The sequence below is a fragment of the Clostridium sp. genome (genome assembly GCF_051656525.1).
GTDB lineage: Bacteria > Bacillota > Clostridia > Clostridiales > Clostridiaceae > Clostridium.
Genome location: NZ_JBOGCC010000055.1, coordinates 1 through 12085, shown reverse-complemented (window position 1 = coordinate 12085; position 12085 = coordinate 1). Strand labels below are relative to the sequence as shown.

The 12085-nt window shown below is 29.5% G+C and carries 11 protein-coding genes; all 11 read left to right on the top strand.

The window, feature by feature from the left end; all coding sequences use genetic code 11:
- On the top strand, nucleotides 1–2994 hold the full coding sequence (locus ACRDDY_RS01995) for a penicillin-binding transpeptidase domain-containing protein (protein ID WP_438563296.1): 2994 nt from the start codon (nucleotides 1–3) through the stop codon (nucleotides 2992–2994).
- 198 nt (nucleotides 2995–3192) lie between these two features.
- On the top strand, nucleotides 3193–3837 hold the full coding sequence (minC, locus tag ACRDDY_RS01990) for a septum site-determining protein MinC (RefSeq protein WP_438563295.1): 645 nt from the start codon (nucleotides 3193–3195) through the stop codon (nucleotides 3835–3837).
- Nucleotides 3838–3854: 17 nt separating this feature from the next.
- Nucleotides 3855–4652: a septum site-determining protein MinD gene (gene minD, locus ACRDDY_RS01985; RefSeq protein WP_438563294.1), complete on the top strand. Its 798-nt coding sequence runs from the start codon at nucleotides 3855–3857 to the stop codon at nucleotides 4650–4652.
- Between the two features lie 12 nt (nucleotides 4653–4664).
- Nucleotides 4665–4931: a cell division topological specificity factor MinE gene (gene minE / locus ACRDDY_RS01980; protein ID WP_438563293.1), complete on the top strand. Its 267-nt coding sequence runs from the start codon at nucleotides 4665–4667 to the stop codon at nucleotides 4929–4931.
- Between the two features lie 195 nt (nucleotides 4932–5126).
- Nucleotides 5127–6287, top strand: a complete 1161-nt coding sequence (gene rodA / locus ACRDDY_RS01975; RefSeq protein WP_438563292.1) for a rod shape-determining protein RodA — start codon at nucleotides 5127–5129, stop codon at nucleotides 6285–6287.
- Nucleotides 6288–6380: 93 nt separating this feature from the next.
- Complete coding sequence (locus ACRDDY_RS01970; protein ID WP_438563291.1) at nucleotides 6381–6755, top strand: hypothetical protein; 375 nt, start codon at nucleotides 6381–6383, stop codon at nucleotides 6753–6755.
- A 21-nt stretch (nucleotides 6756–6776) separates the two neighbouring features.
- Entirely contained in the window at nucleotides 6777–7652 is an 876-nt protein-coding gene (locus ACRDDY_RS01965; RefSeq protein ID WP_438563290.1) for a site-2 protease family protein, read from the top strand.
- Nucleotides 7653–7863: 211 nt separating this feature from the next.
- On the top strand, nucleotides 7864–9726 hold the full coding sequence (locus tag ACRDDY_RS01960; RefSeq protein WP_438563289.1) for a TIGR03960 family B12-binding radical SAM protein: 1863 nt from the start codon (nucleotides 7864–7866) through the stop codon (nucleotides 9724–9726).
- Complete coding sequence (locus ACRDDY_RS01955) at nucleotides 9701–10405, top strand: TIGR03936 family radical SAM-associated protein (protein ID WP_438563288.1); 705 nt, start codon at nucleotides 9701–9703, stop codon at nucleotides 10403–10405. Before ACRDDY_RS01960 ends, ACRDDY_RS01955 begins: the two co-directional genes overlap by 26 nt.
- A gap of 12 nt (nucleotides 10406–10417) precedes the next feature.
- On the top strand, nucleotides 10418–11863 hold the full coding sequence (locus tag ACRDDY_RS01950; RefSeq protein WP_438563287.1) for a ribonuclease E/G: 1446 nt from the start codon (nucleotides 10418–10420) through the stop codon (nucleotides 11861–11863).
- A 126-nt stretch (nucleotides 11864–11989) separates the two neighbouring features.
- On the top strand, nucleotides 11990–12085 hold a 96-nt coding region (locus tag ACRDDY_RS01945), incomplete at its 3' end, for a bL21 family ribosomal protein (protein ID WP_438563315.1).

Genomic DNA, 12085 nt, shown 5'->3' with positions numbered 1-12085 from the left:
ATGATAGTAAATAAGCCTAAAAAGGGAAAGAAACCAATATCAAGATTTATAATTATGAAATGTATTACTGGTGGAATATTTTCACTAATAGCTTTAAGAATGCTTTATTTACAGGTGTACAAGCATAATCATTATGTAGATCAAGCTAAGGCAAATGCAGTTAGATTTGTAACTAAGAAAACGCCAAGAGGAGAAATTAAAGATAATGAAGGTAATATCCTTGCAACTAATAAACAAATATATATTTTAAGATATACTACTCCATTAGAGGGAAAATATAACTTTTATGAAACTATGGAAGAAGTTTTTAAAATATTAGATAATAATGATGAAAAACTTTTAAATGATATGATTCTAAAATTAAATGAAAAGGGAGAAGCATATTTTGAGTTTAAAAGTTCAGATTTAGAAAATCAAGATGCAGATAAATTAAGATTTTTAAAAGATAGAGGAATTAATGATTATTTTAGAAAAAAAATGTTTCCCGATGAAGAGGGAGATCTAGAAGAGAGTCAAATAAAAGAAATTGATGAAAAATTAAAGGCAGTAACAGCAAAGGAAGCGTATGCTTATTTAGTAAAAACATATAACTTAATTGAAATGGTAGATTCAAAGCCTGTTAAGAAAAGTGGAGCTATGACAAAAGCTGAAAAGGAAAGCTATAAAGCAGAAGTTACATCATATGACGAAAGAAAAAAAGCTTATAGTAAAATGTCTGGAGAAGAATTATTACAAATTATAGAGAGAGAGTATCCAATTGAAATAATAAATAAATACTTAATAGTAAAAGATGCTATTAGAATACAAAGTTTTAAGAACTATCGTTCTGTGACAATTGCAAATAATATAAAGGAAGAAACTGCATTTACAATATATCAAAAGCTAAATGATATGCCGGGAATTGATGTAGATATGGAACCGGTTCGTGATTATCCGTATGGCGATTTAGCATCAGCCGTTTTAGGGTACGTATCTCCAATAGATAGTTCTTTAAAGGCTAATTATGAATTAAGAGGGTATGATGCATCAACAGATTTAATTGGAAAAGTTGGAATTGAAAGTGCATATGAAAATGAACTTAAAGGAACTAAGGGAGGAAAAACTGTTAAAGTAAATTCATCAGGGAGAGAAACAGAAGAATTATTTAAATTAGAATCTTATCCTGGAAACACTGTTCATTTAAATATAAATAAGGATGTTCAATATGCACTTCAGCAATCACTAGAAGATACAATAAAGAAAGTACAATCATCAACTAGAGATAGTAAGGGTTATACGTTTCAAAATGCTACTAGAGGTTTTGCAATGGTTGCAGAAGTTAAAACAGGAAAGATAATTGGAATGACAAGTTATCCTGATTTTGACCCTAATATGTTTGCAATACCAGGGCAATTGTCATCTGATAACATAAAGGAATATTTTTCACCAGATTTAGAAGCCTATGGAAAGAAAATTGTAAATATGCCAGGAGTAACAAAGTCAGTAGATCAATTATTCCCAAAAGATAAGAATGGTAATAGAGAAGATAAGTATGATTTATATCCAAAGCCATTTTACAATTATGCAACACTTGGAACATTACCTCCAGGGTCAATCTTTAAACCTCTTACAGCAATTGCAGGATTAGAAGAAGGAGTTATAAGTCCTTCAGAGCAAATTATGGCAGGTGGAGTATTTAATAATAGACCATCAGTATTTGGAGGAGGATTTGCTCCAGCATGTTGGATACATGCAAATGGAGGAAGTCATGGACCTACTGATGTATCTAAAGCATTAGAAGTATCATGTAACGTATATTTTTACGAGACTGCATATAGATTATATGCAAAAGCGTTAAATGAAAATAAGAGTCTTACAGAAGTAGAAGCTAAAAAGGTTGCATTAGATAGTTTAGCTAAGTGGGCTTGGAAGTTTGGTCTAGGAACAGATCCAAATAGTGAAGGAAATCCATCAACAGGAATTGAAATAGAAGAAACAACTGTTGGTCAAACATATAATTTTGAAACAAATAAACAAAACTTAATAAGTTTTGCAAAGTTTGAACTTAATGATTATTTATCTAAAGGAAGATATTTAGGAGAAACTTTTGTACCATTTGACTTTGCAGCAAGTCTTTCAGATTCACCAGAACTTGAAAAAGCAAAGGTTGATTTAAAAAGTAAAATAACAGAAAGACTTCAATTAGTAGGAACAGATGCAGAGGGAATGTCTACAGAGAAATTTAGTGAGTATGTACTTCCAGATGTAAGAAAAATTATGAATCTTTCAGAAAAATATAAAGAAAACTTATCTTCAAATAAAAATACAAATATTGAAGAACAGTCAAAGAAAGTTTCAATGGTTATAGCAAGGTTTACTGTTAATGATAAGATAGTAAATATAATGTCTCCAGCTGAGATTATATTTTCTTCGATAGGGCAAGGGATAAATCAATTTAGTCCACTTCAGTTAATGTCATATATAACTACAATAGCGAATGGTGGAACAAGATATTCTTTAAATCTTGTAGATAAAGTTGTATCAGCAGATGGTAGAGTTATAAAAAATGTAGAGCCAACTATTCTAGAGAAGATTAAGCTAAAAGATAGTACAATAAAAGCTGTAAAGGCAGGAATGTCAAAAGCAAATGATGGAGATCAGGGAACAGCAGCATCAACATTTAATAATTTCCCAATTCCATCAGCAGGTAAAACAGGAACAGCAGATTATAGTAATACACAAAGAGAGTATGGAAGATCACCTTATGCAACTTATGTAAGTTTTGCACCAGTTGAAAATTCAGAAATAGCTTTTGTTGGAGCAATTTATGATGGGGGACATGGAGCATATACAGCACCAGTTGCAAAAGCAGCATATGAAGCATACTTTAAAGATATACTTCAAAAAAGTTATCCAGAATATGTACAAAGTTCAGCAAGTTTTAAAAAGTATGTATTAGATGCACCAAAGGATAATAAGGAAGAAAAAAAGACTGAAAAAGATAAAAATGAATAAAAAATAACAAAAAGAGGTAATGAGTAAAAAAATTACCTCTTTTTTTCATAAAATTTAAACGAAAAGTTAAAGTAATATGTAAAAAAATAAATATTGGTGATATAATAAGAAGGATAAAAAGAATAAAAACTTAAAAGTTTTTTACAAAAATTTGTAGAATACATAAAAAATGTATTATTTAGCTTCGGAGGTAGAGTTTTGCAAGATGGAATAGTTATAAAAGGAAATGGAAAAGGTCTTATTATAGACGTAGATATGAATATATATAAAGATTATAATGAAATGTTTATTGAGCTTATGGAAAGATTATCTAAAGGAAAGAAATTTTATAAAGGTGTTTCTTTAGCCGTAACAATCGATCTTAATATGATAACTGAAAAAGAGATTATTCATTTGCAAGAAAAACTAAAAGAAGAAATTGGAATAAGCGAAGTTATTTTAAATACAAAAGAGGAAGAGATTGAATCTAAAGAAGTAAACAAAGTATTTGCTGGTATATATGAAGGGAAAACAAAATTTTTGAGAAAAACAGTAAGAGGAGGCCAATGCATTAGCTATAATGGAAATGTAGTAATAATTGGAGATATAAATAGTGGGGCAGAGGTCAAAGCAGCAGGAAACATAATTGTTTTAGGAAGCATAAAGGGGACTGTTTTTGCAGGAGCAAATGGAAATGATAAGGCTATTATAGCAGCATTTTTACTGCAACCGGAAATTTTAAAAATTGCAAATAGAATTGCAATGTCGCCAGATTCAGAAAAACCTACATATCCAGAAGTAGCGAAGATAAAAGATGGCATGATAACAGTAGAGCCATATTTAGAGAATAAATATATTTATTAGTGGAGGGATTAAACAAAATGGGAGTATCTATAGTAATTACATCGGGAAAGGGTGGAGTTGGTAAAACAACAACAACTGCAAACTTAGGGACAGCACTTGCATCTATAGGAAAGAAAGTAGTAGTAGTAGATGGAGATACAGGTCTTAGAAACCTAGATGTATTAATGGGATTAGAAAATAGAATTGTATATACAATTATAGATGTAATAGAAAACAGATGTAGATTAAAGCAAGCACTTATAAAAGATAAGAGATTTGAAAGCTTATATCTACTTCCAACAGCACAATCAAAGGATAAAGATGACATAGACACAAGAGACATGCTTAAAATAATAAAAGAACTTAAGGATGAATTTGATTATGTGTTAATAGATTCTCCAGCAGGAATAGAAAGAGGATTTGAAAATGCAGCAGTTGGAGCTGATAAAGCTGTAGTAGTAGTAAATCCAGAAATAACATCTATAAGAGATGCTGATAGAGTTATAGGAAAGCTTGATGCAAAAGGTTTAACTGATCATGGCGTAGTTGTAAACAGATTGAATCAGGAAATGGCTCAAAGCGGAGATATGCTAGGAGTTAATGATATTATTGAAGTTTTATCAGTTAAACTTTTAGGAGTAGTTCCAGATGATAAGAGAGTTTCAGTTTCAACAAACAAAGGGGAGCCAATAGTTTTAGATGGTGAATCACAAACAGGAAAAGCATTTAAAAATATAGCTAGAAGATTAAATGGTGAGGAAGTTCCAATAATGGAATTTACAGAAGAATCATCAGGATTCTTTGGAAGTTTAATGAAGCTTTTTAAGCGTAAATAGGGGGCTTTAAAAATGGGAATTTTTAATTTTGGACGACAAAAACCAAAAGAGATTGCAAAAGATAGACTTAAGCTTATACTTATTCACGACAGAGGAGATTTACCAGAAGAAACTTTAGAGAAAATTAGAACAGAGATACTAGCAGTACTTACAAAGTATATTGAGATTCAAGTAGATGATGTAGATATATCAGTAAGTAAAAGTGATGTTGAAGAAGGAGAAGCGACTCCATCTTCATTAATAGCAAATATTCCAATAAAAAATATAAAAGGTAGATAAAGTAAAATAAAAATAAGAAGGTTAATTAGATTTTATTTTAAAATCCATAATTAGCCTTTTTTTATAATAACTTTTATTAAAAATTTATTATTTTTTATAAGGAATGAGTATTTTTTATAGAGAATGCGAAAATAATGATATATAATAGACTAGTATTACAAAAGAATAATTAAAACTTTTAGGAGGTGGGGATTCTTGCTCAGACGAGATTTATTATTTGATGGTGGAACGACTAAAAGAAATAGATTAGATTTTAAGAAGATAAGAGATATAGATAAATTGCTTCTGATTTCAATGATAGTATTAATATTATTTGGAATATTAAATATCTATCTATGTACAAAGGGAACGTATGGAAAAACATATGGTGAGAAACAATTTATATGGATGCTTATATCTATGGTTGCACTTTATATATTTGTGTCTGTAGATTATAGATTTTTTTATAATTATGTACCAATATTTTATTGGGCATCAATAGTTTTACTTATAATTACAAGATTTATGGGAACAGTTGTAAATGGAGCTAGAGGATGGCTTAGATTTGGACCGATTTCAGTACAGCCATCAGAAATTGCAAAGGTTGCAATGATTATGATGCTTGCAAAATGTTTAGAAGAAATGGACTTACAAATTAACAACTTTAGAAATTTAGTTAAGCTTTGTATATATGCTGGTATTCCAATGATATTCATTATAATTCAACCAGATATGGGTATGACAATGGTTTGTTTCTTTATAGTACTTGGAATATTCTTTGTAGCAGGGCTTGATAAACGAATATTCATTGGTGGATTTGCTGCACTTGTAGTAGTAGTAGCTATAGTTTGGAATGTAGGACTTATTCAGGATTACCAAAAGGCTAGAATAACATCATTCTTACATCCACAGGCAAATGCAACTACAACAGGGTATCACTTAAGTCAATCCTTAATCAGTATAGGAGCTGGAGGAATATTTGGAGATAGACCATCTCTTTATAATGATGGAACAACAGGATATGCAGCACAACACGTTCCTGAAGTTCAAACAGACTTTATCTTTGCAGCAATTGCAGAGCAGTGGGGATTCTTAGGAGTAGTATTCTTACTTACTATGTACGGAATCTTAATTACAAGAATGATAAATATAGCAAGATCCGCAAAGGATGTATTTGGTTCTATTATTTGTATAGGTATAACCGCCTACTTCCTCTTTGCAATATTCCAAAATATTGGAATGACAATTGGACTTATGCCTATTACAGGGATAACTCTTCCATTAATTAGTTATGGAGGAAGTTCACTTTTATCAATTGTAGTAACAATTGGTTTAGTTCTAAATATAGGTATGAGAAGAAAGAAAATTAGGTTTTAGATTATAAGACACTTCAAATTTGAAGTGTCTTTTTTTTCATAAAATAAAAGAAATTTTAATATAAATAGAAGGTAAACATAAGGAGGGATAAAAGTGGGATATTATAGAGGTGAATATGAGGAATATTATAGGAGTATAAAAATGGGGACAGGTAGAAGTTCATATAATAGAAGAGGGACATATAATAATAGAGATTATAGTGATATAAGAGGAAATAGGGAAAGTTATCATAGGAGAAGTAAGGTTAAGGGGATAAATGAGCACATTTATGATTTTCTAAAAATTATAGGATTACAAATGGTAGCTGTAGGGAGTGTAGGGATTTTAGTATATGTATGTGGAATTACTAAAGAAAAAGAGTTTAGAGAACTTAATAAAACTGTAATAGAAGTACTAAAAACTGATTACTATTTTAATGAAAATCAGTTTATTGATGAAGTGAAATTGAAAATATTTAAGGAAAAGTAGTAATTTAATTTTGAGGTGAAAATGAAAAAATCAATAAAATCTCTAATATTAGAAGGGATTATACTAGTGCTTGTAATGACACTTAGTAGAGATATGTTTATTGCAGTAATATCAGTAGTTCTCCATGAGATATCACACATTATAGTTGGAAAACATTATGGATGTAAACTTTATGATGTGAAAATAGCATTAACTGGTGCTAGTGCAAGTCTTTCTGATATAGATGACTTAAAAGATATGGAAAAATTAAATTTATATATGGCAGGGCCAATGTTTAACTTGTTAGTTTTTACTTTTATCTTTTGTATAAACAGGGGATTAAATAATGAAGTGTTAAGGATTATAGGAGATATAAATTTAGGAATTTTTATATTTAATATAATTCCTGTATATCCTCTAGATGGCTCTAGAATATTAGAAATAATATTTAGCAAAATAGGAACATTTAAAAAAGCTAGACAAAGTATATCAAATATAAGTTACATTTTTTCAGGAATATTGATATGTATTTTTTCATTTTATTTAATTAGAGGAGAAGTTATTATTGGATTACCACTAATAAGTGGGTTAATAGTATATTCTACATATATTGAAAAAAAAGCAGCTATTTATATAATGATGAAGGACCTTTATAGAAAGGGAACACTTATAGAAAAATATGAATATATAGAAAATAGAAGCATATCAGTTTCTCAAAACAGTAGTTTATTAAATTTACTTAGAATGGTTGATAAAAATAAGTTTAATATATTTTATGTATTAGATGAAGAGTTAAAGTGTCTAGGACAAGTTAGAGAAGATGAAGTTATAGATGGATTAAAAAAGTTTGGAAATATTGAAATAAAAGAGTATTTAATTTTAAAAAATAGAGATAATAGTAATGAAAGTTATCTCTAAAATATCTTTCATTTGAAACCATTAATTTCCACACAAAACCTATCTCAAGTAAAAGATAGAAAAGCCTTTTAAAGAAGTAATATAAGCAAGTGTTTATATATTCTTTTGAGGGCTTTTAATTTTGCGAAAAAATAGAAGAAAAAATATTTTTGTGCTAGAATAAATAAATATGTAAGAATAAAACTTTAGAACACGAGGAGGACTATAATTCATGAATAAAATTTCTGATAATATCTTATGTAGAGTTGAAAAGCCATCAAGATATGTTGGTGGAGAATTAAATGAAGTAGTTAAAGATTTAAAAGATATAGATTTAAGGTTTGCATTTTGCTTTCCTGATGTTTATGAAGTAGGAATGTCTCATTTAGGAACAAGAATACTTTATCACACAATAAATACTAGAAAAGATACATACTGTGAAAGAGTTTTTGCACCTTGGCCTGATATGGAGGAGCAACTTAGAAAAAATAATATTTCTCTTTATACATTAGAGACAAAGACACCATTAAAAGAGTTTGATATGTTAGGATTTACTCTTCAATATGAAATGAGTTATACAAATATATTAAATATGCTAGATATGTCAGGAATCCCCATAAGAGCATCTGAACGAGGGGAAGATGAACCTATAATAATGGCAGGTGGACCTTGTGCTTATAATCCAGAACCTCTTTATGATATAATTGATTTCTTTGAGCTTGGTGAAGGTGAAGAGATGATGAATGATGTACTTGATATTTATAAAAAGTATAAAGGGAAAAATGATAAAAAAGGTTTCTTAAGAGAAATATCTAAAATAGATGGAATTTACGTTCCTTCATTATATGAGGTTTCTTATAATGAAGATGGAACAATAAAAGAGTTTAAACCAAAGTATGATGATGTTCCAAAGACAGTTAAGAAGAGAATAATAAATGATTTTGATAAGGTAGAGTATCCAACAGAAATGGTAGTTCCTTATAGTGAAATTGTTCATGATAGAATAGTTCTTGAAACATTTAGAGGGTGTACAAATGGGTGTAGATTCTGTCAAGCAGGTATGATTTATAGACCTGTAAGAGAGAAAACTAGAGACACATTAGTAAAACAAGCTAGAGAGATGGTTGAGAAAACAGGGTATCAAGAAATCTCACTTGCATCTTTAAGTACATGTGATTACTCAGACATTCAAAATCTTATAAATGATTTAATAGAAGAACATGAAAAAAATAAGGTTGGGGTAGCATTACCTTCAATAAGAGTAGATGCATTCTCAGTAGACTTAATTAAAGAAATCCAAAAGGTTAGAAAATCAGGATTAACTTTTGCACCAGAAGCTGGTTCACAAAGAATGCGAGATATAATAAACAAAGGATTAACTGAAGAGAAAATATTAGAAGCTGCTAAAAGTGCTTTTGAAGCAGGATGGAGCAGACTGAAGCTTTACTTTATAATAGGTCTTCCTTATGAAAATAGAGAAGATTGTGCAGCAATTGGGGAATTAGCACAAAAGATTGTGGATAAATATTTTGAAGTACCTAAGGATGTAAGAAACAAAGGTCTTAGAGTTACAGTTAGTACATCAATACTTGTACCAAAAGCATTTACACCATTCCAATGGGCACCAATGGAAAGAAAAGAAGAGGTTATTGAAAAGATTAAAGCGGTTAAATATTCATTAAAATCACCAGCAGTAACTTACAATTACCATGAGCAAAAAACTTCTTATTTAGAAGCAATATTTGCAAGAGGAGATAGAAAGCTTTGTGATGTTTTAGTAAAAGCATTTGAAAAAGGATGTAAGTTTGATGGATGGAATGAATACTTCAAGTTTGATACATGGATGGAAGCTTTAAGTGAGTGCAGTGTAGATGGAGATTTCTATGCATTTAGAGAAAGAAGCTATGACGAAATACTTCCATGGGACTTTATAAATATAGGAGTAACTAGAAAATATGTAGAAGTTGAAAATGAAAAAGCTAAAAAAGCAGAACTTACACAAAACTGTAGAAAAGGATGTACAGGATGTGGAGTTAACGTAAACTTTAAAGAAGGAGAGTGTTTTGAAGGTGCGATACTTAATAAAATACACTAAAGAGGCTGATATAAAGTTTATATCACATTTAGACCTTTTAAGAACTATACAAAGAGCAGTAAGAAGATCAGGACTTCCTGTTCACTATTCACAAGGATTTAATCCACATATGGCAACATCAATTGCACAACCTTTATCAGTTGGAGTATATTCAGATGGTGAATATATGGATTTAATACTAGATGAAGAAGTAGATTTAGAAGAAATCGTAGAAAAATTAAATGAAGCATCAGCAAGAGGTGTTAGATTCAGTAAAGCTACATTTATTCCAGCACCGAAGCAAAATGAGAAAAAAGTTCCTCAAGCTATGGCTTTAATAGACGGAGCTAGATATATAATAAAGATAAAATATTCAGATATGAAAAACTTTAATTCTGACATGAAAGCTTTAGAAGAAAAGAGCGAGTGGAATATAGTTAAAAGATCAAAAAGATCAGAAAAAGAAGTTGATATAAAGCCTATGGTGAAAGAAATGAAATATTGGGAGAAGGAAAATGTTGGTGTTTTCAATATTTTAATTAGTGCAGGAAGCCGAGAGCATTTATCAGCAGACCTTTTTGTTGAATTAATAAAAAGAGAGACTACAAATGTTTTAGAAGATGAATTTGTAGAAATAAAAAGAGAAGAGATGTATTGTCTAAAGGAAGAAATATTAGTACCGTTATATGAATGTGTATAGGAAGTGGATTAAATGAGAGAAGTATGTATTGAAAGAAGCGAGAATCTTTTAAGAGTGGCTGTTCGTGAGAATGGTATTTTAGAAGAATGCTTTATAGAAGAAAAAAATGATGAGCCAGTAACATCAGAAATTTACAAAGCAAGAGTTAAAAATATCGTGCCTGCAATAAACTCAATCTTTTTAGATATGGGGCTTCTAAAAGAAGGCTATATGTATTATAGTGATGACCTTAAAAAGCTAAATATAAAAAAAGGTGATGAACTTTTAGTAGAAGTTTTAAAAGAGCCGCTAGGAGATAAGGGGGCTAAGGTAACACATAAAGTTAGCATTCCAGGAAAATATATTGTTCTTTCAAAGGGAGACGGAAAAATAGAATTTTCTAAAAGAATAAATGATGAAATAAAGAAAAAATTAATCTTAGCAGAACTTGAACCTATAGAAGGTGTGAACTTAACAATAAGAACAGAGGGTGCTAATGTAGCAGTGGATGTTTTAAAAGCAGAAGCTAAAAGGTTAAAAGGTATTTATGAAAAACTTTTAAAGAAACTTAATTATAGTAATTTATGTGAAAGAGTATTTGGTAAAAAAGCTGCTTTAAGTAAAGTTATTATAGATAATATTACAAAAGAAGATTTAAAAATATACGTTGATAATGAAGAAGATGAAGAGTTTATAAAAAAGTTCTTAGATGAAGAAAATATAATTATAGAAAAATATGATGGGCTTAGAACACTTTTTGATTATTTGGATATTGAAAAAGAAATACTTAAGTTAAGACACAATAAAATAAGTCTTCCTTGTGGAGGGAATATAGTTATAGAAAAAACAGAAGCTATGTATGTTATAGATATAAATAGTGGTAAAAATACAAAAGAGAGAAATCTTCAAAAAACAGTTTTAACTACTAACATAGAAGCTGCTAGAGAAATAGGAAAACAAATAATGCTTAGAAATTTAAGTGGAATAATTGTTATAGATTTCATAGATTTAAGAGATAAAAATGATAGAGTTAAGGTTATGAAAGAACTTAAAAAAGCATTAAGCAAAGATGGTGGAAATTCTAAAATATTCCCTTTCACAGAACTTGATTTAATTCAAATTTCAAGAAAAAGAAGAGGGAAAAGTATTTATGATAGCATAGAAGAAAAATGTACTTTATGTAAGGGAACAGGAAATGTTTTAAGACTTACTTATGTAGAACAGCTTATAAAAAATGAAATTTTAAAATCATTAGAAGAAAATACAATAAAAAGCTTTTACATTGAACTTGATTCAAGCTATAAAGAAAGAGTGCAAGGTGATATAGTAACATTTTTAAAAAATATAGATAGTTTAGATAAAGAAATATATTTAAATTATGTTGATGGAATAGATGGCTATAAAATAGAACCTATAATCTTCTTAAACCAGAGGGAAAACCTAAAAAATTATCTAATAAAAGGTGTAGAAAAATATTAAGATTATTCTTTACAAAAAATGTAGTTTATGATAATATGATTTAGTAAACCGCACGCGAATGGGTTTTTATTAAACAAAGTTTACTTTGTACCCACAGTGGCGAGACCGTTATGAGGAGGTGTTTTAATGTACGCAGTAGTAAAAACAGGTGGGAAGCAATACAGAGTTCAAGAGGGCGACGTATTATTCGTAGAAAAATTAGAAGCTGAAGTTGATTCAACA

Coding starts and splice junctions, on each gene's coding strand:
- ACRDDY_RS01960 (WP_438563289.1), top strand. CDS start 7,864: ATGAATAAAATTTCTGATAATATCTTATGTAGAGTTGAAAAGCCATCA.
- ACRDDY_RS01950 (WP_438563287.1), top strand. CDS start 10,418: ATGAGAGAAGTATGTATTGAAAGAAGCGAGAATCTTTTAAGAGTGGCT.
- minE (WP_438563293.1), top strand. CDS start 4,665: ATGGGAATTTTTAATTTTGGACGACAAAAACCAAAAGAGATTGCAAAA.
- ACRDDY_RS01965 (WP_438563290.1), top strand. CDS start 6,777: ATGAAAAAATCAATAAAATCTCTAATATTAGAAGGGATTATACTAGTG.
- ACRDDY_RS01995 (WP_438563296.1), top strand. CDS start 1: ATGATAGTAAATAAGCCTAAAAAGGGAAAGAAACCAATATCAAGATTT.
- minD (WP_438563294.1), top strand. CDS start 3,855: ATGGGAGTATCTATAGTAATTACATCGGGAAAGGGTGGAGTTGGTAAA.